General features: G+C 60.2%; 23 protein-coding genes, 1 tRNA gene and 1 pseudogene. 20 read left to right on the forward strand and 5 right to left on the reverse strand.

Features of this window, described 5'->3' with window-relative positions; translation table 11 throughout:
• Positions 1 to 181: 181 nt before the first annotated feature.
• From QP363_RS13745 to QP363_RS06430, 3 genes and pseudogenes are all read left to right on the forward strand, one after another.
• Entirely contained in the window at positions 182 to 229 is a 48-nt protein-coding gene (locus tag QP363_RS13745; RefSeq protein WP_011116968.1) for an erythromycin resistance leader peptide, read from the forward strand.
• 99 nt (positions 230 to 328) lie between these two features.
• A complete protein-coding gene (locus QP363_RS06425; protein ID WP_011117480.1) occupies positions 329 to 1,183 on the forward strand; it encodes a 23S rRNA (adenine(2058)-N(6))-methyltransferase Erm(X) in 855 nt (284 codons plus the stop codon).
• 164 nt (positions 1,184 to 1,347) lie between these two features.
• Positions 1,348 to 1,765, forward strand: a pseudogene (locus QP363_RS06430) (transposase family protein); the annotation flags it as partial.
• A 244-nt stretch (positions 1,766 to 2,009) separates the two neighbouring features.
• Here the strand turns inward: QP363_RS06430 and QP363_RS06435 are convergent.
• A tRNA-Leu gene (locus QP363_RS06435) sits at positions 2,010 to 2,094 on the reverse strand.
• A 190-nt stretch (positions 2,095 to 2,284) separates the two neighbouring features.
• On the opposite strand from QP363_RS06435, the gene QP363_RS06440 reads away from it, so the two are divergent.
• The 16 genes from QP363_RS06440 (at position 2,285) to QP363_RS06515 (ending at position 17,122) form a co-directional block, all read left to right on the forward strand.
• Entirely contained in the window at positions 2,285 to 3,109 is an 825-nt protein-coding gene (locus QP363_RS06440) for a DUF3662 and FHA domain-containing protein (protein ID WP_070645074.1), read from the forward strand.
• A gap of 45 nt (positions 3,110 to 3,154) precedes the next feature.
• Positions 3,155 to 3,607, forward strand: coding sequence for an FHA domain-containing protein (locus QP363_RS06445; RefSeq protein WP_070645077.1), 453 nt, complete (start codon positions 3,155 to 3,157; stop codon positions 3,605 to 3,607).
• Positions 3,604 to 4,929, forward strand: coding sequence for a protein phosphatase 2C domain-containing protein (locus QP363_RS06450; protein ID WP_070645080.1), 1,326 nt, complete (start codon positions 3,604 to 3,606; stop codon positions 4,927 to 4,929). The genes QP363_RS06445 and QP363_RS06450 overlap by 4 nt, the downstream gene beginning before the upstream one ends.
• Entirely contained in the window at positions 4,930 to 6,282 is a 1,353-nt protein-coding gene (locus tag QP363_RS06455; protein ID WP_284763509.1) for an FtsW/RodA/SpoVE family cell cycle protein, read from the forward strand.
• A complete protein-coding gene (locus QP363_RS06460; RefSeq protein ID WP_070444464.1) occupies positions 6,279 to 7,709 on the forward strand; it encodes a penicillin-binding transpeptidase domain-containing protein in 1,431 nt (476 codons plus the stop codon). Before QP363_RS06455 ends, QP363_RS06460 begins: the two co-directional genes overlap by 4 nt.
• The gene (locus QP363_RS06465) at positions 7,709 to 9,121 is read left to right on the forward strand and encodes a serine/threonine-protein kinase (RefSeq protein ID WP_070444466.1); all 1,413 of its coding nucleotides are present in this window, start codon (positions 7,709 to 7,711) and stop codon (positions 9,119 to 9,121) included. Before QP363_RS06460 ends, QP363_RS06465 begins: the two co-directional genes overlap by 1 nt.
• Before the next feature lie 6 nt (positions 9,122 to 9,127).
• A complete protein-coding gene (gene pknB / locus QP363_RS06470; RefSeq protein WP_070645091.1) occupies positions 9,128 to 11,068 on the forward strand; it encodes a Stk1 family PASTA domain-containing Ser/Thr kinase in 1,941 nt (646 codons plus the stop codon).
• 68 nt (positions 11,069 to 11,136) lie between these two features.
• Positions 11,137 to 11,412, forward strand: coding sequence for a cell division protein CrgA (gene crgA / locus QP363_RS06475; protein ID WP_010188168.1), 276 nt, complete (start codon positions 11,137 to 11,139; stop codon positions 11,410 to 11,412).
• Positions 11,413 to 11,427: 15 nt separating this feature from the next.
• Positions 11,428 to 12,504 carry a sensor histidine kinase gene (locus QP363_RS06480; RefSeq protein WP_070444470.1) on the forward strand — a complete coding sequence of 359 codons (1,077 nt, stop codon included), beginning with the start codon at positions 11,428 to 11,430 and terminating at the stop codon, positions 12,502 to 12,504.
• A gap of 51 nt (positions 12,505 to 12,555) precedes the next feature.
• A complete protein-coding gene (locus QP363_RS06485; protein ID WP_070710508.1) occupies positions 12,556 to 12,765 on the forward strand; it encodes a hypothetical protein in 210 nt (69 codons plus the stop codon).
• Positions 12,766 to 12,774: 9 nt separating this feature from the next.
• Positions 12,775 to 13,428, forward strand: coding sequence for a response regulator transcription factor (locus QP363_RS06490; protein ID WP_070710510.1), 654 nt, complete (start codon positions 12,775 to 12,777; stop codon positions 13,426 to 13,428).
• 51 nt (positions 13,429 to 13,479) lie between these two features.
• Entirely contained in the window at positions 13,480 to 13,725 is a 246-nt protein-coding gene (locus tag QP363_RS06495) for a ribbon-helix-helix domain-containing protein (RefSeq protein ID WP_083315630.1), read from the forward strand.
• 101 nt (positions 13,726 to 13,826) lie between these two features.
• Positions 13,827 to 14,513 (forward strand): ABC transporter ATP-binding protein, encoded by a 687-nt coding sequence (locus QP363_RS06500; protein WP_284763523.1) that lies wholly within the window; start codon positions 13,827 to 13,829, stop codon positions 14,511 to 14,513.
• Between the two features lie 2 nt (positions 14,514 to 14,515).
• Positions 14,516 to 15,343, forward strand: a complete 828-nt coding sequence (locus tag QP363_RS06505; protein ID WP_070710512.1) for a hypothetical protein — start codon at positions 14,516 to 14,518, stop codon at positions 15,341 to 15,343.
• Positions 15,344 to 15,353: 10 nt separating this feature from the next.
• Complete coding sequence (locus tag QP363_RS06510) at positions 15,354 to 16,487, forward strand: histidine kinase (RefSeq protein ID WP_070716730.1); 1,134 nt, start codon at positions 15,354 to 15,356, stop codon at positions 16,485 to 16,487.
• A complete protein-coding gene (locus tag QP363_RS06515; RefSeq protein WP_070710516.1) occupies positions 16,484 to 17,122 on the forward strand; it encodes a response regulator transcription factor in 639 nt (212 codons plus the stop codon). The genes QP363_RS06510 and QP363_RS06515 overlap by 4 nt, the downstream gene beginning before the upstream one ends.
• 310 nt (positions 17,123 to 17,432) lie before the next feature.
• On the opposite strand, the gene QP363_RS06520 is transcribed toward QP363_RS06515, so the two are convergent.
• Positions 17,433 to 18,077 carry a rhomboid family intramembrane serine protease gene (locus QP363_RS06520; protein WP_070645102.1) on the reverse strand — a complete coding sequence of 215 codons (645 nt, stop codon included), beginning with the start codon at positions 18,075 to 18,077 and terminating at the stop codon, positions 17,433 to 17,435.
• 71 nt (positions 18,078 to 18,148) lie between these two features.
• Positions 18,149 to 18,679, reverse strand: coding sequence for a peptidylprolyl isomerase (locus QP363_RS06525; RefSeq protein ID WP_039672975.1), 531 nt, complete (start codon positions 18,677 to 18,679; stop codon positions 18,149 to 18,151).
• Positions 18,680 to 18,748: 69 nt separating this feature from the next.
• On the opposite strand from QP363_RS06525, the gene QP363_RS06530 reads away from it, so the two are divergent.
• Positions 18,749 to 19,387 (forward strand): HAD family hydrolase, encoded by a 639-nt coding sequence (locus tag QP363_RS06530; RefSeq protein ID WP_070645105.1) that lies wholly within the window; start codon positions 18,749 to 18,751, stop codon positions 19,385 to 19,387.
• A 32-nt stretch (positions 19,388 to 19,419) separates the two neighbouring features.
• On the opposite strand, the gene metE is transcribed toward QP363_RS06530, so the two are convergent.
• Positions 19,420 to 21,684, reverse strand: coding sequence for a 5-methyltetrahydropteroyltriglutamate--homocysteine S-methyltransferase (gene metE, locus QP363_RS06535; RefSeq protein WP_284763543.1), 2,265 nt, complete (start codon positions 21,682 to 21,684; stop codon positions 19,420 to 19,422).
• Positions 21,681 to 22,604, reverse strand: coding sequence for a methylenetetrahydrofolate reductase (locus tag QP363_RS06540; protein WP_070444484.1), 924 nt, complete (start codon positions 22,602 to 22,604; stop codon positions 21,681 to 21,683). Before QP363_RS06540 ends, metE begins: the two co-directional genes overlap by 4 nt.
• Positions 22,605 to 22,809: the final 205 nt, after the last annotated feature.

Consider the following 22,809-nt stretch of genomic DNA (forward strand, 5'->3'; position numbering starts at 1 on the left):
GATTGAAGTCGTCTACAACCGCCGGCGCCGACACTCCGCACTCGGTATGGTAAGCCCCGTCGACTTCGAGAACCACATTGGTCTAACCACCAGCAGAAAAGAAATAGCTGCCTAACCACTAGGTAGCTCCACTACGTGTCCACGATTTGCGGGCAACCCCAAAATGGATATAATTAGACCCATGTTGATTTCAGGTACCGCTTTCTTGCGGTTGCGCACCAACCGCTAAGGCGGTTTCCTACCCCGTAGGTTAAAAACCGCTCCGGTCCTTTAGCCGGGCGGCTATTTGTCATGCCCGGCTCCCTTTCAAATCCAAGGAGCACACCTGATGTCTGCATACGGACACGGCCGTCACGAGCATGGCCAAAATTTTCTCACCAACCACAAGATCATCAACTCCATCATCGACCTTGTGAAACAAACCTCCGGCCCCATCATTGAGATCGGACCAGGAAGCGGTGCCCTCACTCACCCGATGGCCCACTTGGGGAGGGCGATAACGGCAGTTGAAGTGGACGCAAAACTAGCTGCCAAAATCACACAAGAAACCTCCTCGGCGGCGGTCGAAGTGGTCCATGATGATTTCCTTAACTTCCGGTTACCCGCCACTCCCTGCGTCATTGTGGGAAACATTCCCTTTCACCTCACCACTGCCATTCTTCGAAAGTTGCTGCATGCGCCAGCATGGACTGACGCTGTACTCCTCATGCAGTGGGAAGTCGCTCGCCGCCGGGCCGGGGTAGGCGCAAGCACGATGATGACGGCTCAGTGGTCCCCATGGTTCACATTTCACCTGGGTTCTCGGGTACCAAGGTCTGCTTTCCGGCCACAGCCAAACGTTGACGGGGGGATCTTAGTGATCCGCCGGGTGGGTGACCCGAAGATTCCGATAGAGCAGCGCAAAGCCTTTCAGGCGATGGTGCACACCGTTTTCACTGCCCGGGGACGCGGGATAGGGGAAATTCTCCGAAGGGCAGGGTTGTTTTCATCACGTTCAGAAACACAATCATGGTTGCGCTCGCGAGGAATCGACCCCGCGACCCTACCTCCCAGATTGCACACCAACGACTGGATCGATCTCTTCCAGGTGACTGGTTCCTCTCTACCTCACCATCGACCCATTTCACCATCGGGAAGTAGTCAACGACCTCCTCAACGGAAAAACCGAAGCCGGCGGCGTTAATCCCCACCAAAACCGAAATCCACCAGTAGTACTAAAAGGGCTCTTCCGGTTTTAGAGTGCATTGATTAGTTCGCCGGGGGTTCGGGCGTGGCACAAGATATTGGGGTCCTTGGCTTTGTAGGAAAAAGGTATCTAATCCATCCGTACAAAACTAAGGACCTACTGTGCAGCCTAACGGAAATGTCATCGTCGATACCATCTGCCGCACCGCAAAACTAGGAACTACTATCACCGGTGCCACAGAAAACGGTGACGTCACTGTTATTGAAGCCGAACCCGTCGAGCCGATCAATGAATGCCCTACCTGCGGGCAGCCTGGAGTATTCCGCGACCACGTCATCCGCAGCCTGGTCGATCTGCCCATCGTCGGCCACCCAACAACTTCATGTGCGCCTTCCACGCTACCGGTGCACCAACAAGCGTTGCTTGCAGAAGATCTTCCGTGCTGGCCTTGCCTGCGCGCCCGACAATTCAAAGACCACGGACCAGGTGACCCACTAGATCCTGCAACGACTCTGCCTAAATCGGATGAGCGTTGCCGCTGCACCCAAGTCATTAGGCCTGGGGTGGGATATGAAGTGTCCCAGGTTTTGTTCCGTTTGATGAAACCCGTTTTTGAAACAACGTACGGAGCACAACGCACGCCGATGCCAAAGCTTCCGCAACATCGACTACCTCATCAAACCCACGACAGTGGGTTTCACACCCTCAATCCCCACGCGTGCAATCTTCGCACCTCAAAGATTGAAAAATGAAAGAAACCGGAGGTAACATACCCTTTCGAGTTTGTTACTTCCGGTGGTGCAGTTTGTTCAACTGCTCAGCGTGCCCGGGGCGGGACTTGAACCCGCACGTCCTATAAGGACACTGGCACCTGAAGCCAGCGCGTCTGCCAATTCCGCCACCCGGGCAGGGTATTGATGTCTTGGCGACTAGCTAACCTTAGCACGCAGTCCAGCAAATTCTACAAATCCGCTGGCAAACCCAAACTTTCCAGGGAACTTTGCCGCGCGCGTCTACGTTAAGTCAAGGAAAGCACCTTATACTGATCGCTGCTATATCTCTCCCTGAAAACATCCCGAAAGGAGGACGGCTCTTCCTATGGCATTGCTAGATAAGCTCGCCAAGCTGGATTCTTCCCTGCAACGCGGACTGGACAACGGCATGGCCTTTGTCTTCGGCGGAAAAGTCGTCCCCGCTGAGATTGAGGAGCTTCTCAAGCAGGAGGCGCAGGACAATTTGTCCCGCGGTGATGACGGCAAGCTGTATAGCCCCAACGTCATGACCGTCGGTGTATCCTCCAAGGACATCGAGAACCTCTCCCAGGACCGGGGTGTTCCCAAGGATCTAGCTGATCAGCTCACCCGCTTCATCCGTAACAGTGGCTGGTCCCTCGCCGGGCCGGTCATCGTCCGCATCGCGGAGGAATCGGGGCTGCGGACTGGGCAGTTGCGCGTGTCCTCTTTTTTGGATCACGAGCCCACCGAAGAAACCGGATTCGATGCGATTTTCCACCACGACCATGGTCAGGAGGACTCTATGACCCAGCCGCACAACGCCGACGAGGCCGCAACCACCGCCTTTATGGCGCCCACCCCGAACCAGCCCGCACCACAGGGGCCAGCGGTAACACTCATGCTGCAGGACGGCTCCTCCCGCGTCTACCACGTGCAGGAAGGCTCCAACATCCTGGGCCGCAGCAACGACGCGGACCTGCGCCTGCCCGATACCGGTGTCTCCCGCCAGCACGCGGAAATCACCTGGAACGGCCAGGACGCCGTGCTGGTGGACCTGCAGTCCACGAATGGCACCACCGTGAACGACACCCCGATTGAGAACTGGCTGCTTGCCGACGGCGACGTGATCACCCTCGGCCACTCCCACATCGAGGTGCGCATCACCGGCCTCGAGAGCCAAGGCTATTAAGCCACCCCCGGCAACGTTCACAGATTTTTAGCGTAAGGATTTTCCATGGATTCGATCGTGCTGCTCTCGCTGCGCATCGGCCTGCTGGTGTTATTGTGGCTGTTCATCTTGGTCGCACTCAACGCCATGCGCCGCGACGCCAATAAGGCTGCCGGCGTCTACCAGGCATCGTCCCCGGTGAAGGGATCCCAGAGGCGGCGCGAAGCGCCGCGTGAGATCACCATCGTGGACGGGCCGCTGCGTGGTTCCCACATGGAACTGGGCACGCTCGAGGACTGTACGATGGGCCGCGCGCAGGACTGTGACTTTGTCACCGGTGATGATTTCTCCTCCGGCCACCACGCTCGCCTGTTCCGCAGGGGCAGCGAGTGGTTCGTGGAGGACCTCGAATCCCGCAACGGCACCTTTGTTGGTGGCGTTCGCATTGACCAGCCAGAACGAGTCGGAGTCGGCTCCGATATCAAACTTGGCCGAACGACCGTGAGGTTGATGGCATGACTTTAAGCCTGACTTTTACTGCAGTGACGGACCGCGGATTGGTCCGCGAAAACAACGAGGATTCCGCCCACGCGGGCCCGCACCTGCTGGTGCTTGCCGACGGCATGGGTGGCCACGCCGCCGGCGAGGTCGCCTCCACCACCATGGTGGAGCACATGGCCTCCCTCGAGCGGGATCCGGGCGATAATGACATGCTGGCGCTGCTCGGCGCGGCGGCGGAAGACGCTAATGCGGCGATCCGCAAGCACGTGGACGAGCACCCGGAGACCGAGGGCATGGGCACCACGTTGACCGCCCTGCTCTTTAACGGCTCCGAGTTCGGCGTGTGCCACGTGGGGGATTCCCGCGGCTACCGGCTGCGTGAGGGCAAGCTGACTCAGATCACCAAGGATGACACCTATGTGCAGTCCCTGGTGGATGAGGGAAAGCTCGATCCGGAGGATGTGTCCTCCCACCCGCAGAAGTCGTTGATCCTCAAGGCCTACACGGGCCGCCCGGTGGAGCCGACGCTCTTCATGCTCGATGCTAAACCGGGCGATCGCCTCCTGTTGTGCTCGGATGGCCTCTCGGATCCGGTGACGGCCTCTACCATCGAGCAAGCGCTGAAGCAGGGCACGGTCGAAGAAGCCGCTACCACCTTGCGGGATCTGGCGTTGCGCTCCGGCGGCCCGGACAACGTCACCATCGTGGTGGCGGAGGTCCTGGAGGGAGAGGGTGATGAGAACGTCCCCATGACCGTGGGCGCGATCCAGGGCGTCGTCCCGGAGCCCACGCATCCGGATTCCTCCGCCAGCCGCGCTGCCAAGTTGATCTCACCCCCAAAAGCGCAAGCCGCTGAGGAGAAACCCCAGGAAGAACCACAGCGGCGGCCACAGCGAAGCCGGATTGGGTGGAAGGTCATTGCATGCCTGGTCATCATCATCGTGCTGGTCATCAGCGGCGGGCTCTGGATGAAGAATTACCTGAGCAATAACTACTACGTCACCGCGAACGAGGACGGTATCCTCGCCATCCACGAAGGCGCGGACTATGAAGTGTTTGGCCGCCCGCTGCACCACACGTATCAAAATGCCTGCTTGAGCAAGGAGAACGCGCTCAAGCTGGGGCACGGCGCCTGCGACGGCGATTTCGCGCCCTTCACGCTGAAGGATTTGCCCGAATCCGAACGTGCCGCCGTGGGCAACCTGCCCTCCGGTTCTTATGACGAGGTACAGACGCAGCTTTCGCAGCTCTCGGACAAGGCGCTCAAGCCCTGTCCCACCTCGCCGAAGGACGGAAAAGATAAAGACGCGTCTAAAGGAAACTGCCGGGAGGTGAAGTAGATGAGTAAATTCTTCTCCCGTGGCACCGAATTCGGCCTGCTCGTGCTGGCTACCGTGGTCTTCGCCATCACCTTGGTCAGCCTTGAGCTCTCCCAGGGCAACGTGCTGACCCTCGATGTGCTCTACCTGATCGGTGGCTTCATCGGCGTCTTTGCCGTCGCTCACTTGGTGCTCTGTTTCCTGGCACCCTATGCGGATCAGCTCATGCTGCCCATCGTCGCGGTGCTCAACGGCACCGGGCTCATCTTATTGCAGCGCCTCGACCTGGCGAATGGCGGCGGGCTGGCAGTGCGGCAGGTGATGTGGACCATCGTGGGCCTCATCCTCTTCGCGCTGGTGCTGGTCCTCCTGCGTGATCACCGCTCGCTCACCCGATACTCCTATATCTTGGGCGCGCTCGGCCTCATCCTCCTCGCGTTACCCCTCGTGTGGCCGCAACCGCCAGGCGTGGACGCCCGCATTTGGCTATGGCTCGGGCCCTTTTCCATCCAGCCGGGTGAGTTTTCCAAGATCCTGTTGATCCTGTTCTTCGCCATGCTGCTGACCCAGAAGCGTTCGCTGTTTACGGTGGCTGGCTACAAGTTCCTTGGCATTTCGTTGCCGCGCCTGCGAGATCTCGCTCCCATCCTGGTGATCTGGGGTATTGCCATTGTCATCATGGGCATTTCCAATGACTTCGGCCCGGCCCTGCTGCTGTTTAGCACCGTGCTCGGCATGCTCTTCATGGCTACCAACCGCGTGAGCTGGCTGCTCATTGGCGTCATCCTCGTGGGCGTCGGTGGCTTCGGCATCTACCAGGTATCGGAGAAGATCCAACAGCGCTTCTCCAACTTCCTGGATCCGCTGGCTAATTATGATTCCACCGGCTACCAGCTCTCCCAGGCGCTCTTCGGCATGTCCTCCGGCGGCATCACCGGCACTGGCTTAGGCCAGGGGCATCCGGACATGGTTCCGGTGGCGCACTCGGACTTCATCCTGGCTAGCATCGGTGAAGAGTTCGGTCTCATTGGCCTTACTGCGGTACTTGTCCTGTTTGCCATGCTCGTCTCCCGCGGCTTCCGCACCGCGCTGACCTGCCGTGATACCTATGGCAAGCTGGTTTCCTCAGGCCTCTCGCTCACCTTGGCTGTGCAGGTTTTCGTCGTCACCGGCGGTATCTCCGCGCTGCTGCCCATGACGGGCTTGACCACGCCGTTCATGTCTGCGGGTGGTTCCTCTCTCATGGCTAACTACATGCTGCTGGCTATTCTGCTGCGTATTTCCAACGCGGCTCGTCGCCCAGCGCGCGAGCTCACCTCGAACGCGCCGAGTGATACGTCCATGTTCCCCGCCATCCAGGAGGCCACCCGATGAATAGATCGATTCGCCTCGTCTCCCTCTTTGCCCTCATCCTTACCGCCGTGCTCCTGGTGAACCTCACCGTGGTGCAGGCGTTTTCGACGGATAAGTACGCCCACAACCCCAAGAACGTTCGCGGCTACCTAGAAATGCGCACTACCCCGCGCGGCCAGATCTTCGCCGGCGATACGGTCTTGGCGCAGTCCACCGCGGATGAGAACGGCAATTACTCGCGTTCCTACCCCACTGATTCCCCAGCCTTTGCCGATGTCACCGGTTACCTCTCGGAGCGCTTCGGCGCCTCCCAGCTGGAGGCCTCGCAGAATGACATCCTCAACGGCAAGGACGACTCGCTGTTGGCACACAACTGGCTCGATATGCTCTCCGGCAAGCCGCAGAAGGGTGCCAACGTGGAGGTCACCATCGACCCAGCGCTGCAGCAGGCAACCTACGACCAGCTGGCCGGCCCAGGCTACAAAGGCGCGGCCGTAGCCATCCAGCCCTCAACGGGCAAGATTCTGGCCATGGCCTCCACGCCCAGCTTCAACGTCTCCGACCTCGTCGGGGACAACGCGGCCGAAACGTGGGATCAGCTGCAGAATCAAGAGGGCAATCCGCTCATCAACCATGCCACGCAAGACACCCTGCCCCCCGGGTCCATTTTTAAGATCATCACCACGGCCGCTGGCCTCAACAACGGCTTTAACCCGGACTCTACGCTGACCGGCGCGGCGTCCATCACGCTGCCGGATACGGTCACGGAGCTGACCAACGACGGCAACCGAGCCTGCGGCGGCGCGGAGAGCGTCACCCTACATACGGCCTTCGCGCTGTCCTGCAACACGGCTTTTGCGCAGATGTCGGAGAGCATCGGCGCCGATGAGCTGCGTAAATATGCGGAGGGCTTCGGCGTGGGTGAGAAGTACTCGCTCGGTGTGGAGACTTCCGCTGGTGCGCTGGGCGATCTTGGCGACGGCGCCCAAGTCGCCCAATCCACGATCGGCCAGCGCGACGTGACCATGTCCGCCCTGCAGGCGGCCATCATGGCCGGGACCATCGCTAACCAGGGCAAGCGCATGGAGCCCTACCTCATTAACCGCATCACCGATGCCCAGATGAATGAGCTTCGCACGACTCAACCACGTCAGGCAGCCGAAGCTGTCAGTGAAGAGACGGCCAACACCATCAAGGACCTCATGTTTGCCTCCGAGCACAGCACCTATGGCTATGACGGGAACGGTTTTGCCTCGAAGACCGGTACCGCCGAGCACGGCGAGGGCCTTGCCCCGCACGCGTGGTACGTGGCTTTCGACCCGGACAAGGACATCGCGGTGGGCGTCGTGGTCAAGGACGGCGGGCACCTTGGCCAGAATGCCTACGGCGGCCAGGTCTCCGCGCCCATCGGCCGCGCCATCCTGCGCGCATACGGAGGACAGCAATAGTGAGTAGTGCAGATAACAAGGAACACCTCCAAGCGCTGATCGGTGAGGACTATCAGCTGCAGTGGATCGTCGGCCACGGTGGCATGTCCACGGTGTGGCTGGCGGACGACGTCCGCAATGACCGCGAGGTCGCCCTCAAGGTCCTGCGCCCAGAGTTCTCCGATAACAACGAGTTCCTCTCGCGCTTCCGCAACGAGGCCAAGGCCGCAGAATCCATCGATTCCGAAAACGTCGTAGCTACGTACGACTACCGGGAGCTTGAGGACAACGGCCGCATCTTCTGCTACATGGCCTTGGAATACATTCGCGGAGAATCCCTGGCGGATCTCTTAGCCCGCGAAGGTGCACTGCCGGAAACGCTGGCCCTCGACGTCATGGAGCAGGCCTCCCACGGCCTGTCCGTGATCCACCACATGGGCCTAGTGCACCGCGATATTAAGCCCGGCAACCTCATGATCACCCAGAATGGGCAGGTCAAGATCACCGACTTCGGCATCGCCAAAGCCGCCGCCGCTGTGCCTCTCACCCGCACTGGCATGGTCGTCGGCACCGCCCAATACGTCTCCCCCGAGCAGGCCCAAGGCTATGAGGTTGGCCCGTCGTCCGACGTCTATTCGCTCGGTGTCGTGGGCTATGAAATGCTAGCCGGAAAACGCCCCTTTAGCGGCGATTCCTCAGTCTCGGTGGCGCTGGCGCACATTAGCCAGGCGCCGGAGCCCTTGTCGACGTCGATTAGCGCGCCCACCCGTGAACTGATCGGCATGGCCCTGCGCAAGGACCCGAACACCCGCTTCGTCGATGGCAACGAATTCACCAACGCGATCTCCGCCGTGCGCCAAGGCCAGCGTCCACCGCAGCCGAAATCCGCGGCGCTCGCGCCCGTCGCTGCCGAGCCTTCGCCCTCCGCGTCCACGGAAATGCTGGCCAACATGGCTCACCCCACCACGGTGCGTCCGGCCGTTTCTGCACCCCAGACGGAGGAGCGCCCCGCCAAGCAGGGAGGTTTCGGCACAGGTTTGCTCATCGCGGTGGCTATCGCGGCCCTCGTGGCGATCGGGTTCATGGCTTATAGGCTGTGGGGGAACACGACACCGACCCCACAGCCCACACCAACGGAGGTCATTGTGACCGAAACGGTGGAGCCGGAAACAACGGAAGAAGAGGAAACGGAAGCCCCTGAGACCGTTGAGATCACCACCGTGGAGGAGGAACCTACTCAAGTCACCGTCACCACGACGCACTCGGTTATCCCCTCCCCACCCACAACTGCGCATCGCACAACGCAACAGGAGCCACCCGCGCTCCCTACCGAGGAGACGCAACCGCAGGTCGATGACAGCCCACTGCCCGAACCCGAACTAGACTCACAGAACAACCCCACCGAAGAATCCGCACTACAGGGAGGCCAGTAACCCGCCATGGTCAGTGATCGGTACCACCTCCGCCAGTCCATCGGCTCCGGCGGCATGTCCGAGGTCTACGAGGCCGAAGACTCCGTCTTGGGGCGCACTGTTGCCATCAAGATGCTGCGCCCTGACATGGCGCGCGACGTTAACTTCCGTGAGCGTTTCCGCCGCGAGGCCCAAAACTCCGGCAAGCTCAACCACCCGAACATCGTCGCCGTCTTCGATACCGGCGAAAAGGACGTCGACGGCCTGATGGTGCCGTATATCGTCATGGAATACGTGCAGGGCCGCACCTTGCGCGACATCGTCCGCGAAGACGGCCCCATGTCGGTGGCGGAAGCCGCGCGCGTGCTCAAGCCGGTGGCGGAGGCCCTCCAGTCCTCCCATGAGGCCGGCATCATCCACCGCGATATCAAGCCGGCCAACATCATGCTGACCAACACAGGCCAAGTGAAGGTCATGGACTTCGGCATCGCCCGCGCGCTGGATGATTCCACGTCGGCGATGACGCAAACCTCTGCTGTCATCGGTACCGCGCAGTATCTTTCCCCGGAACAGGCCCGTGGCAAGCCTGCCGACGCCCGCTCCGACGTCTACGCTCTCGGCTGCGTCATGTATGAAACGGTCACTGGGCGCACCCCGTTTGAAGGTGAAACGCCCTTCGCTGTGGCCTACCAGCACGTGCAGGAGGATCCAACGCCCCCCTCGGAGCTCATCGACGAAGAGCTCACGGAGAGAGAGCGCCTTGGCGTCGACGCCGTCGTGCTCACGGCAATGGCCAAGCACCCGGCGGATCGCTACCAATCCGCCTGGGAGATGGGCGATGACCTTGACCGTTTGGCGCAGGGCCAGCTGCCGGAGGCGGCGCGCTCCCACGTCAACGACGAAGATCACCCCACCACGATGGTGGCACCCGTAGCCGCACAACACCGTGCGCCGGTGGCCTCCACCCGCCCTTCGGAGGACGAGGAATCCGGATCGGGCTTGAAGTGGCTGGCGGCCTTGCTCGCCGCTTCCCTCATCGCCATCATTGGCTACTTTGCCTGGGATTTCTGGGATAGCTCCCGCCAAGAGGCCCGCGAGCGCGAACAGGAGCAGCATGAAGCAGCTCAGCGCGCGAACATGGTCACTGTCCCGAAGGTGGCCAACCGCCCGCGCAATGAAGCGGTCGAAGAGCTGGAAAAGCTTGGTCTGCTGGTGACCGTCAACGAAGAACCCAGCCCCGATGTGCCGCGCGGCAAGGTCATCCGCGTCAACCCGGCGGAAGGATCAGAGCTGCAGAAGAATTCTTCGGTCACGCTGACAGTATCCTCTGGCAAAGAGGTCACCGAGGTCCCTGATATCACCGGCATGAAGCTGGATGAAGCTACCACTGCGCTGGAGGAAGCCGGCTTAGAGCTGAATACCGACGTGGAGCAGGTGAATGATGAGGCCCCCGCGGGCGAGATCATTTCCCAGAACCCAGCGGGCGGCGCGCAGCTATCCAAGGGTTCGAAGGTACGCGTCACAGTGTCCAAGGGCCAGAAGGAAGTCAGCGTCCCAGACGTCAGCGGCATGGATCGTGATCGCGCAGTGGACATGCTGTCCTCCATGGACTTTGACGTCACCGTGCATTCGGTGGATTCTGAGCTGCCGGAGAACCAGGTGCTCAGGGTTGTCGAGAAGGGCCAGAAGCTACCCAAGGGCAGCCAGGTCACCCTCGAGGTCTCCAACGCGATGCTCATCCAGGCACCAGATATTACGCATTCCACGCAGCAGGAAGCTGAATCCGCGCTGCGCGCCAAGGGCTGGTCCGGTTCCCTCGACGTGGGCGAACGCATCCCAACGTCGAACCCGATCGATAGTGACAAGATTGGGTGGGCGTCGGCAAGCCGCGGCGATGTCATCCGCAAGGATGAAACCATCCACGTCCGGTTCTGGGAGTTTGACCCGGCAGCACTGCTGCCGCAGTAGCTCTCAACGCCGCAGCTGCTAAGGTATCTCACAGATTAACCACCCCTATTCTTCGTGAAGGTGTAACAATGCCAAAGTCCAAGATCACGACGGAGGGCTCCGCACTCCCGCAGTCCTCCAGCTCTGCGACCAACCGCACCCCGGTCAAGATCAACTCTGAGGGAACCCCGAAGTGGTACATCGCCATCATGCTGGGCCTCATGCTCCTCGGCCTGCTCTGGCTGGTGGTCAACTACCTAGCGGGTGAGTCCATTCCGTTCATGCAGGAGCTGGGACCGTGGAATTACGGCATCGGCTTCGGCCTGGCCATCATCGGTCTGTTAATGACGATGGGCTGGCGTTAGTTTTCATCGCCACCGATGAGCTCCTCGAGGTTCTATAGCATCGCTGGCGTTGGCTGCATCATTTTGGTGATGCTCACCGTCACGGTGGATAAAAACTTCCTCACTCCCGGTGCACTCGTACTTGCCGGCCTCGGCGTTTCCCTGACGCCGCTGGCCATCCGCCGCCCACTTGCGGCGGCCTGCGGGTACGGTGCGCTTTTTGCGCTCGCAATGTGGTGCCCCGACTGGCGGTCTTTCCTCCTCTTGGCGTGGAGCCCCGTCATCGTGGGCATCGTGGCGTTTCGTACACGCTGGCTGTGGGCGCTTCCCCCAGCGGTGGTGTACACATACCTCGTCACAACGGATCCTTCGATTAATTATCTGCCCGATTTCGACCCGTTAAACCTGTCGACACCACTCATCTTGTATGCGGTGTCCATCGTCATTGGGGCCGCGCTACGCAAAACCCGGGACCAGCGTCTTGCCGCCGAGCAGCGCGCCGCCCAGCAGCGCGAGGCGCTGATGACCGCCCTTCATGATTCGGTGGCTGCGACCTTGACCTCCGTGGTCATGCGCTCCGAAACCTTGGCGTTAACCCAAACGGATCCCTCCGCGGCTGACTCCGCGGAAGCGATTGCTAACGACGCCCGCCGAGCCATGGGCGAAGTCCGCGACCTGCTACGCGTGATGAAGAATGAGAGCGTGACTCAGGGAGTTAAGTCCTTGGAAGAAGACCTCGACACCATGGTTAGCTTCCTGAGCAGCCACGGCTTCCACTGCGAAGCACAGATCAATGTAGGCAAGAACGGTGAGCTTGCGCTACCGGAAAAGCTCTCCCTCGTGTTCTCTGAGCTCGCCATCAACATCCTCAAGTACGCTCGCCCTGAATCCCGTGTGAGCATCGAAGCCACCGGCAGCTCCAAGTCCATCGACCTCGTGATCACTTCCGAGATTGCAGCGCAACAATCACGCCAATACATGACGACGAATCTGGGTTTGGGGGAAATCGCCCGCCGCGTTCGCCGAATGCACGGCAGCTTCGGCAGTGGCAAAGAAGGCGATCACTGGATCACACGCCTTTCTCTTCCCACTGCCCACCTAAGAAAAATATAGTAAGCTTGCCCGGTAACCCGCCGATTCTTAGATTCCACAAGGTTAGTAGACATGCGTACTTCCCTCGCCGTTGCCGCCGCAGCTCTCGCGCTGTTTTCCGCGCCAATCGCCAGCGCTGCTGAGGCTCCTGCTGAAACCACCGTTGACACCGCTACTGAGAACACTGAGTCCACCGGATTCACCTTCTACAAGTCTTTCGCGGGCGAATTCACCGACCACTTCCGTTGCTCCAACAACCCCCAGCTCTGGTGGTGCCGCTAAACTGTTGCCATGAGCATTCGGGTTTTCCTCGTTGATGATGATGAGCTCGTTCGCTCGACGCTCCGCGTCTATTTCCAGACCACCGAGGACATCTCGGTGGTCGGTGAGGCAACCAACGGCGCCGATTGCTTAGACCAGCTTGAAGAAGCCAAGCCGGACCTCGTCCTCGCCGATATTCACATGCCGCACATGGACGGCATTACGCTGCTCAAGCACCTTAACTCCGGACCGAATCCCCCGACGTTTTTGGCGGTGACCGCCTTCGACTCGGATGACACGATGCTAAAGATCCTGCGGGCGGGCGGCGCGGGCTATATCTTGAAGAACCAACGCCCGCGCTCCATCATTGAGGCGGTCCGCGCCGCCGTGGAGGGTGGCACCGTCGTGGCACCCGCCGCCATGCACCGTTTGGTCGACTACATCGGTGAGCCCGCCACCCCACGCGATCCCGTCGCCGCCGCCATTGAGAGCCACGAGCTTCACGACGCCGAAATAGCCGTCCTCAAGCTCCTCCTCGCCGGCAACTCCAATTCAGAGATCGCCGCCGCCACCCACTATTCCGAGTCCGCCGTGAAGAAGCACGTCTCACGCCTCATCACCATCTTCGGCGCCAGCACGCGCCTAAACCTAGTGACGAAGATTCTGGGTGGCACTGGTTCCTAGTCCGAACTTCACTCTAGCGACAGAACCCCTTTTCGTAATACGATTACGGTTATGAAAACCATCAATGGACAACCGATTAGCGAAGAGCAAGTTGATGAATGGGTAACGGAAGCCGAAAAGGGTTACGACGTGGAGACTCTTCGTACTCGGGGGCGGAAACCCCGCGACAACCAGGCCGCAAAGATTGTCTCGATTCGCCTTTCGCCCAATGAAATTGCGGACCTGGATAAGTATGCCGCAACCCATGGATGGTCTAGGTCACAGGCAATCCGTGAAGCATTAAGAAAAGCCATTTAAAGAAAATGGAGACCCTTAAGCAGTACCGCGCTCTGCTCGATTAACGGGCTTCTCCCCCAAATGGCGGAGGCAAAAGATTGCCTGCTTAGGCGATGTTTCTCATGCCCCTGATCAATATCGTCAGAGGTATGAACACCGCATTCACTGCTCGAGACATCACCGTCTCCTTCGCCGGACATGAGGTTGTCCACGGCGCGAACCTGACGGCATCTCCCGGACGGATCACCGCTTTGCTTGGTCCGAACGGCGCCGGCAAATCCACCACGCTCCGGGCTGCCCTCGGGTTGGTCAAAGCCACCGGAACGAAGCACATCAATGGCACCATCGGGCTGCTCCTCGACGATGGCGGCCTCGTTAGCAGTCTCACCGGGCGTCAGCATCTCCAAGCAATGGCGAGGCTATATGGCGTCGATAAGCATCGAGTGCAAGAAATTTTAGAGCTGGTCGATATGTCGCACCGATGCGACCGGCAGATCAAAACCTACTCGTTAGGCATGAAGCGTCGTATAGCGCTAGCGGGAGCTCTGTTACAAAATCCCGACATCATCATCTTGGACGAGCCGTCTTCTGGTCTTGATCCTGACGGCATTCGTTGGTTAGGGGAAGTCTTGTGTGCGGAAGCTTCCCGTGGGAAGGCAATTATCATGGCAACCCATCATCTGGCTGAAGCAGCCGCAGTCGCCCACGACGTAGTCATCATTTCTCGTGGTCACACCACATTCACAGGCGTTCTCAGTGAAATCCCCGACCTTGAAGCCACCTACTTCGCCCACACTACGAAAGGCTAGACGTGAAATCCGAGTTTTATACCCTTCGTCACCTCCCGAACGTGCGAATCGTCGCCATACTCGCAGTTATGATGGCGGGCATCAGCGCTGTCCTGCAGTGGGCACTTCCGTTCCTTTTGAAAATTGACCCGCCACAAGTCGGTGACAGTCCTACGGGCCAACAGGTGCAGGCGCTTATCGACGGCTCCGACCCCACGACGTCCAGTTTCCAATTGGCCGCCCTCGACATCACAGGTTCTGGCCAGTCGACAGGCATTTCAATCTTCCTCATCGCCATTGTTGCACTCACAATCACCGCAGCTAGCTACCCATTTTCCAGCGGTGCAGTGGTGTGGAAGGTGGTTGGCGCTGGTTCGCGTATGAAATGGGTGCGTTCTTTGATCACGGTTGTACTTAGTACCGTCCTCCTAGTGTGCGCGGGAGCCTGCGTTCTTAACTCACTGATCGCACTGGTTGCGGCTCCGATGAATGATGTTTCACTGGTTGCTTCTGCTTCTAACGTCGCCGTCGTGTGGCTTCGGGGCAGCTTGGCGGTGCTACTACTGACCCTCGCGATCATCGGTGTCGTCTTAGCCATACGGAGGATCGGTCCAGCCATCGGCGTTATTGTCGCAGTGTTAATGGCAGGAGTGATCTTGGGAACTATCGGCGTCATGGCCGGGTGGGAACCGTATTTTTACAGTTGGCTTCCTTCTTCTGCTGTGTCAATTGCTGGTGGACAGGGGGCAACGCAGACTATGAATCCATGGGTAGGTATAGCTGTCCTTGCCGGCTGGTCGGTTGTGAGCATGGGACTTGGGCTCACCCGCTTTCACCGGGCAAATCTTTAACATGGACTACATGGATCGCCTTTCAGCCAGAGACATCGCTCTCGCTGTCATCGTTCTAGCCCTTGACCTCGTTGGGTTCCTGGTGGCTAGCTCGATGGACCCAACCCCCTTCAATACCGCATTGTCTCCAGCGCAGTTCTGGCTGATTCTTGGTGCCATCATTGCCAAAGGCATCCTCCTACTGTGGCGCCGTAAATTTCCCTTAAGCGTCCTACTCGGGATTTCTGCTACTGAGCTCCTGTGGTCCCTCTACTGTCTCGTCACCGCAGACCACAGCCTCGGCTATAACGGTATCGCTGCCTCGGTGGCTGCGTTTTCGCTAGCGCTGCACACGAAGTCAAAAACCCGCGACTCTATTTCCCTCATTATCTCGGGTCTCATTGTCGGCACCCTCCGCGCCATTGCCATGCCACCGCTGGGAGGAATCGAGCCTCCACTTTTTACTCTGCTCACAGCCCTGGGCTGGATGCTCCCCCTCATTGTGCTCTTTGCTATTGGACTCGCTGTCCGCAATAACCGCGAGCTCACCGCATCCCTCGCCCGCCAAGCAGAACTCGCTGAGGAAAACGCCGTTATCGAAGAGCGCGCCCGCATTGCGCGGGAGCTTCACGACACCACCGCCCATCACCTCTCAGCCATAGCCATCCAAGCTCAAGCCGCACAGGCATGCATCGATGTCAACCCCATCGCTGCCAAAGAACATCTCCAACACGTGACCTCGTCGACGACGAAGGCACTCCAGGATGTCCGCGCGACCGTTGGCAAGCTCTCGGTTTCCGATGCCGAAATACACCGCATCCCTCAGCCGACAAATTTACCTGCGCTAATTTCGGAAGTTCGCGCTCTGGGACAGGTAGTAACGTTTTCGGACACTTCCCACTTGTCGGAGGGCGAGTTGATTGCGGCTTATCGAATCACCCAAGAAGCTCTGACAAATGCCCGCAAACATACAACAGGCGCGCCTGTTGATGTCATGCTGAGCGATGATGAACTGCGGATCATCACCCGCGGCGCTTTCACGCATAGCCCCACGGGCCGTGGCACCATCAGCATCCAAGAGCGCGCCCGTGCTGTCGGTGCAACCGCTTTCAATGAACCTACCGAAGATGGTTGGCTGGTGCTCATTACCTGGAGGAAGCCATGATTCGAGTCTTGTTAGTTGATGACCAACCTCTGATCAGACAGGGATTAAAGGCAATCTTCGAGGCCACCGGAGAGATCCAAGTTGTGGCTGAGGCAGCTTCTGGAAATGAGGCTATAGCGGCTGCTAAAGCACGCGACATTGACGTGGTGTGCCTCGACATCCGCATGCCTGACGGGGACGGTATCTACGCGACCACGGAGATTAACAAGCAAGACAATCCCCCAGCAGTCATCGTGATCACGACCTTTGACCTAGACGGATACGTCTTTGGCGCCCTCGAAGCCGGTGCCTGTGGCGTCATGCTGAAAGACTCCCCAATGACCGACCTCATTCAAGGCGTCAAACACGCGGCCTCAGGTGAAGGCATGGTCGACGCTGCGGTTACTAAAAGGGTGATTGCGGAATTTGGTCGGCGGAAAGCGCGGGCCACGGTAGATTCAGCCCTACTCACGCCGCGCGAACTCGAGTGCGTACGGGCCCTGGGTAAAGGATTGACCAACATCGAAATCGGGCGCGAGCTGTATTTGGAGCCTTCTACGGTCAAGACTCATTTGTCATCTGCGATGGCCAAAGTGGGAGCTAGTTCGCGAGTACAGCTCGTGATCTGGGCATTTCGCGCAGGAGTGGTGAGCTAACTAGGGTGAGCGATTCCCAACACCACCCCGCAACCGGAGCACTGTTAACACCTTGGGTACAAAGTTATCCACAGGGTGGGGATAACTCTGTGGAAAACGAATTCCACAGCTTTTCTCCACACCCTGTGGATAAGTGTTTTCACGCTTCCCACAGCCCGCACAAAAACTTCGAATACAACCGATTAAGCTGCTGATCTGCGATTATCTTGGCGCACACGTTCGGTAAATTACAAAAATGTAGTTATCCACAATGTGGATAACTTATGTGGAATTCTTTCGCACAAAGGTTTTGGTGGATAACACACCCGAGTTATCCCCAAAGCCCAGCTCGCAGCGCCGCTAACACGGCTACCACGACAGCAATAAGCCATATCCCCAGCCACCGCAGCCACGCACGTTGGCGAAAGAGGAATGGTGCCAACAGCAGTCCTGTGAGCAAGCCACCCAAGTGCCCCCACACGGAGACATTCTCCGCCACGAAGCTGTAGATAACGTTGGCCACCACGAGGACGATGGGCGCGCGCAGGTCAAGACCGCGGCTGCGGTACACACCAATGAGTAGACCCATGAGCGCGAAGAGGGCACCGGAGGCGCCCACCGTAGGTGTGCCGTAATCCATCCACAGCACTGCGGCGGAAGAGCCCACGATGGAGATGAGATAGGCCGCCACATACAGAGCACTGCCCAGGGCGCGTTCTACTTCCCTGCCCACAAAGAACAGCATCACCATGTTGACCAAGAGGTGCCCGGCGTCGAGATGCATGAAGCCCGCGGTAATGACAGTTGTGGGGTGTGCGGACACGTCAGGGCCCCACAGCGTCCAGTCTTGGGCCAGCATGCTGCGATAGTAGGGCGCGGAGAGGGACGAGCCTTGAATGGCCGTGGCACACCAAGCACCGATGCACAGCACCATGAGCACCAGGGTGGCCGGTGCTGATTTCAGATAGTTCTTCACGCAGACTCCTAAAACAACGAGCCCGCCACCACTTCACGTGGCAGCGGGCTCGGATGAAAAGCTAAGAACGCTTAGGCGATCTCGATGGACTCGATGACAACGTCCTCAGCCGGACGGTCCATGCGGTCGGTGGAGACCTTCGCAATCTTGGACACGACTTCCTGAGAAGCCGCATCGGTGACCTCACCGAAGATGGTGTGGTGGTTGTTCAGGTGCGGGGTCGGCGCCACGGTGATGAAGAACTGGGAACCGTTGGTGCCCGGGCCGGCATTCGCCATGGCCAGCAGGAACGGGCGGTCAAACTGGAGCTCCGGGTGGAACTCATCCTGGAACTGGTAGCCGGGGCCGCCACGGCCGGTGCCAGTCGGGTCACCGCCCTGGATCATGAACTGGTCGATGACGCGGTGGAAGATAGCGCCATCGTAGAACGGGCCAGACTGCTCACCCTTGGCGTTCTGGGTGGTGTAGTCCTTCTCGCCCTTAGCCAGGCCGATGAAGTTCTCAACGGTTACCGGTGCGTGGTTACCGAACAGGTCGATAACAATGTCACCGTAGTTGGTGTGCATCGTTGCAGTTGCGGTCTTCTGAGTCATGCCAGCCATTGTATGGAAATTTCCACCAATGCGTTGTTCCGGCGCGACGCTGTCAGCGATCTGCGTAGGGTTACAAGCATGATTCGCGCCATTCTCTTCGATCTCGATGACACCCTCATGGACCACACCGCCGCGATGCATGCGGCCGTTGAGGAGTGGCTGCCGGGCGGGCACCACAAGCGCTTCGCCGAGATTGAAAGGAAATGGTTCGCCGCCTACGAGCGCGGCGAGGTCACCCACCAAGGCCAGCGCGTGGAGCGCTGCCGCGAGTTCCTGGGGCGCCCAGAGATGACGGAGCAGGAGGCACTGGCGGAATATGCCAAGTATTTGGCCGCGTATGAAAAGCACTGGCAGGCGCTTGATGACGCCCTCCCTACCCTCGAGCACGTCCTGTCCCGCGGCCTCAAAGTGGGCGTTTTAACGAACGGGGCTCGTGAAATGCAGGAGGGCAAGCTCAAGGCGGGCGGGCTCGACCTGCCAGGCGTTGAGCTCTTTCCCACCGTGGAGATGGGCCACCCGAAGCCGCACCCAGAGGCCTACCTCGAAGCTTGTCGGCACTTAAGGGTGGAACCGGGCGCCACTCTCATGGTGGGCGATTCGGTGGCCAATGATGTCGAAGGCGCCCGTGACGCGGGTCTCAAGGCACTGCACTTCGATAGGGGCGGAAACGGAGACATCGCCGCGCTCAGTGAGCTGACGGCGATGGACTTCGTTTAAATCAAGAGAAGTTTAAATCAAGAGATTTAAACTTAGAGGCTGGCGCGGACCTCGTCCCGGGCGAGGACCAGGTTGCGCAGGGAGGCCTCGGTCTCCTCGTAGCCGCGGGTCTTCAGGCCGCAGTCCGGGTTGACCCACAGGCGCTCGACCGGCACGTTCTTGAGCGCCGCGCGGATGAGCTCGGCCATCTCCGCCACGGACGGGATGCGCGGGGAGTGGATGTCATAAATGCCCGGGCCGATCTCGGAGTGGAACTTCTCATCGATATCCTCGAGCAGCTCCATGCGGGAGCGGGCCGCCTCGATGGAGGTGACGTCGGCGTCGAGGCCGGCGACGGCGTCGATGATCTGGCCAAACTCCGAGTAGCAGAGGTGCGTGTGGATCTGGGTTTCAGGCTTCGCCTGCAAGGAAACCACTCGGAAGGAGCGCACGGCCCAGTCGAGGTAAGCCTTGCGGTCCTTCTCGCGCAGCGGCAACAGCTCACGCAGGGCGGGCTCATCGATCTGGATGATGTCGATGCCGGCCTCTTCGAGGTCACGGACTTCGTCGGCCAGCGCCACGCCGAGCTGGTCGGCGGAGACGGACTGGTGGACGTCATCGCGCACGAAGGACCAGGCCAGAATGGTCACCGGACCGGTGAGCATGCCCTTGACGTGCTTCTCGGACAGGGACTGCGCAAACTTCGCCCACTCGGTGGTCATGGCCTTCGGGCGGGAGATGTCACCAACCACGATTGGCGGACGGGTGCAGCGGGAGCCGTAGGACTGGACCCAACCGTTCTCGGTGACGACGAAGCCGTCGAGAAGCTCGGCGAAGTACTGCACCATGTCGTTGCGCTCCGGCTCGCCGTGGACCAGGACGTCGAGGCCCAAGCGCTCCTGCAGCTCGATGACGGACTTCACCTCGTTGCGCAGGGCCTCGGTGTAGTCGGCGTCGGAGAGCTCGCCCTTGCGGTGCGCGGCGCGGGCAGCGCGGATCTCAGAGGTCTGCGGGAAGGAACCGATGGTGGTGGTCGGCAGCTGCGGCAGGCCGAGGGCCTCCTGTGCCTTGTTGCGCTCCGCGAACTCCGGCTGGCGCTGGACCTGGCCCTCCGGCAGCTGCGCGGTGCGCTCCTGCACGGCCTGGTTGTGGATACGTGAGGACTCGGCGCGGGTGCGCACGGCGCGGTCGGCCTGCGCGTATGCCTCCGGGGCGTCGAGCGGGCCGGCGGCGAGTGCTACGACCTCACGGATCTTCTCATCAGCAAAAGCAAACCAGGTGGCGACGTCCACCGGCAGGGAGGTCTCCGCCTCCACGGTGTGCGGCACGTGCTGCAGGGACACGGAGGTGGTCACGGAGACATCCGCGCCCAGGGACTCCAGCTTCTCGCGCAGGTCGCGGAGGTTGGCGGCCCAGACGTTGCGGCCGTCGACGAGGCCGGCGGAGAGGTGGGTGACCTCGGCGAGCTTGGCCACACGCTCGAGGTAGGAGGTGTCTAGGGCCAGAGTGCCGACGGAAAGATCCACCTGGACTGCTTCCGGCTGCAGCTCGGCGACAGCGTCGAGGCCAGCGTTGAGGGAACCATAGGGCGTGGTCAGGTAAACCTGCGGGCGCTTCTCCGCGCCCAGGATGCGGCCATAGGCGCTCTTGAGTGCGGCGGCCAAGGTGGCGTCGTCAGCGGCGGCGAGGTCGGCGACCAGGGCCGGCTCGGCGAGCTGGATCCATTCAACGCCGGCGTCGTGAAGCTCAGCCAAAACGGTGAGGTAGGACTCGACTGCCTGATCGAGGTGGTCCAGGGGCTGCTTGGTGGCGCCCTCAGCCTGCTTGGACAGCGCCAGCAGGGTCACCGGGCCGACGAGGACTGGGCGCACAGTGTGGCCGGCGGCGCGGGCCTCCTCGACGATCTTCAGCACGCGCTGCGGACGGGCGCTAAAGGTCTGGTCATCGGTGATCTCAGGAACAATGTAGTGGTAGTTGGTGTCGAACCACTTAGTCATCTCCAGCGGCGCCGTGTCCTTGTTACCGCGGGCCAGGGTGAACTCATCATCGAGGCTCTCGCCCTGGGCAGCGCCCACGGTCAGCGCGGTCTCGAGGACGTGGTCGTAGTAAGCAACGTCGGCCGGGATGGCGTAATCCTCAGTGAGGCCCAGCTCCTTGAGGCGGGCATAGGTGTCAAGGCGCAGGGAGTGCGCGGCGGACTCGAAAGTCTCGGCGTCGATCTTGCCGGACCAGTAGGACTCCAGCGCGCGCTTGAGCTCGCGGTGGGCACCGACGCGCGGGTAGCCCTCAATCGTGGCCTTAGGGAAGGATGCGGTCATGGGATGACTCCAATTCGATGTAGCAGGTCAGTCGTGATGTCTGGATTGTTGTGCGTGTAGATGTGCAGCCCGTCGGCGCCGGCGTTCATCACCGACTTCGCCAGCTTGGCCGTAATCTGCATGCCGATTTCTTTCTCTTCCTCGGGGGAGGTCGCTGCCGCGAGCTGGTCGAGGACCTTGGTCGGCCCATCCAACCCGGACAGCTGGCACATTCGCTCCACCCGGGCGCGGCTCGTCATCGGCATGATCCCGGGGATGAGCGGAATGCGCACACCTGCCAGCCGGGCACGCTGGGCAAAGCGGACGTAATCCTCCGCGTCGAAGAAAAGCTGGGTGATGGCGAAGTCTGCGCCGAGGCGCTGCTTGGCCAAAAGGACGTCGATATCCTCGTCCGGTGTGGCGGACTCGGCGTGGCCGTTGGGATAGCAGGCCACGCCCACCGCCAAGCGGCCGGCTGCCAAGCGCGCCACGCGGTCGGATTCCCAGCGGCGGATGAGCCGGACCAGGGAATCGGCGTGCGGCAGGTGACCTTCGGGCATGCCGCCCTCCGGAAGGTCGCCGCGGAGGGCAAGGAGGCCGCGCACGCCGGCGTCGACCAGCGTGTCGATCCAGCCAACGAGCTCTTCCTCTGTGCCGGCGGTGCAGGCCAGGTGGGCCAAGGGACGCATCGCTGTATCGCGTGAGATCTTCTCAATGAAGGCTGCGGTTCCCTCCAGCCACCCAGAGCGCTGGGAGCTGGTGACGGCGATGTAATCAGGGTTATACGCGGCGAGCATGGCGAGCAAGCGGTCAATCTTTGCAGCGTCCGCATCATGACGCGGCGGGATCACCTCGAAGGAGAGAGCGGTACGCTTAAGCTCCTTGGGCGTATCTTCGCTGATTTGGTCTAGTGGTGCGGATGCGGAAAGTCGCGGGGACATGCTCACCTCCTCTGCAGGTTATCGTTGTTTATCTTCGATGTTGATGTCCCAAAACGTACCAAGCTGTCCATTTTGAGCGAAAGGCTTTTTTCTTTGGTAATACCTTTAGAACCCAGTCAGCTGCACCGTTAGCCCATAGCGCTAGTGAATAAAAACCCGGCCCATCCGTACAAAGCTGTCTATTTTCTTTGGACAGCTCGCCACC

The organism is Corynebacterium sp. UMB6689 (genome assembly GCF_030215295.1).
Classification (GTDB): domain Bacteria; phylum Actinomycetota; class Actinomycetes; order Mycobacteriales; family Mycobacteriaceae; genus Corynebacterium; species Corynebacterium aurimucosum.

Bases quoted from the DNA above. Each gene is read 5' to 3' on its own strand.
- QP363_RS06525 (WP_039672975.1), bottom strand. From the start codon at position 18,679: ATGGCTGGCATGACTCAGAAGACCGCAACTGCAACGATGCACACCAAC.
- QP363_RS06515 (WP_070710516.1), top strand. From the start codon at position 16,484: ATGATTCGAGTCTTGTTAGTTGATGACCAACCTCTGATCAGACAGGGA.
- QP363_RS06530 (WP_070645105.1), top strand. From the start codon at position 18,749: ATGATTCGCGCCATTCTCTTCGATCTCGATGACACCCTCATGGACCAC.
- QP363_RS06480 (WP_070444470.1), top strand. From the start codon at position 11,428: ATGAGCTCCTCGAGGTTCTATAGCATCGCTGGCGTTGGCTGCATCATT.
- QP363_RS06425 (WP_011117480.1), top strand. From the start codon at position 329: ATGTCTGCATACGGACACGGCCGTCACGAGCATGGCCAAAATTTTCTC.
- QP363_RS06485 (WP_070710508.1), top strand. From the start codon at position 12,556: ATGCGTACTTCCCTCGCCGTTGCCGCCGCAGCTCTCGCGCTGTTTTCC.
- pknB (WP_070645091.1), top strand. From the start codon at position 9,128: ATGGTCAGTGATCGGTACCACCTCCGCCAGTCCATCGGCTCCGGCGGC.
- QP363_RS06495 (WP_083315630.1), top strand. From the start codon at position 13,480: ATGAAAACCATCAATGGACAACCGATTAGCGAAGAGCAAGTTGATGAA.
- QP363_RS06440 (WP_070645074.1), top strand. From the start codon at position 2,285: ATGGCATTGCTAGATAAGCTCGCCAAGCTGGATTCTTCCCTGCAACGC.
- QP363_RS06540 (WP_070444484.1), bottom strand. From the start codon at position 22,604: ATGTCCCCGCGACTTTCCGCATCCGCACCACTAGACCAAATCAGCGAA.
- QP363_RS06500 (WP_284763523.1), top strand. From the start codon at position 13,827: ATGCCCCTGATCAATATCGTCAGAGGTATGAACACCGCATTCACTGCT.
- QP363_RS06460 (WP_070444464.1), top strand. From the start codon at position 6,279: ATGAATAGATCGATTCGCCTCGTCTCCCTCTTTGCCCTCATCCTTACC.
- metE (WP_284763543.1), bottom strand. From the start codon at position 21,684: ATGACCGCATCCTTCCCTAAGGCCACGATTGAGGGCTACCCGCGCGTC.
- QP363_RS06510 (WP_070716730.1), top strand. From the start codon at position 15,354: ATGGATCGCCTTTCAGCCAGAGACATCGCTCTCGCTGTCATCGTTCTA.
- QP363_RS06455 (WP_284763509.1), top strand. From the start codon at position 4,930: ATGAGTAAATTCTTCTCCCGTGGCACCGAATTCGGCCTGCTCGTGCTG.
- QP363_RS06490 (WP_070710510.1), top strand. From the start codon at position 12,775: ATGAGCATTCGGGTTTTCCTCGTTGATGATGATGAGCTCGTTCGCTCG.
- QP363_RS06450 (WP_070645080.1), top strand. From the start codon at position 3,604: ATGACTTTAAGCCTGACTTTTACTGCAGTGACGGACCGCGGATTGGTC.
- QP363_RS06445 (WP_070645077.1), top strand. From the start codon at position 3,155: ATGGATTCGATCGTGCTGCTCTCGCTGCGCATCGGCCTGCTGGTGTTA.
- crgA (WP_010188168.1), top strand. From the start codon at position 11,137: ATGCCAAAGTCCAAGATCACGACGGAGGGCTCCGCACTCCCGCAGTCC.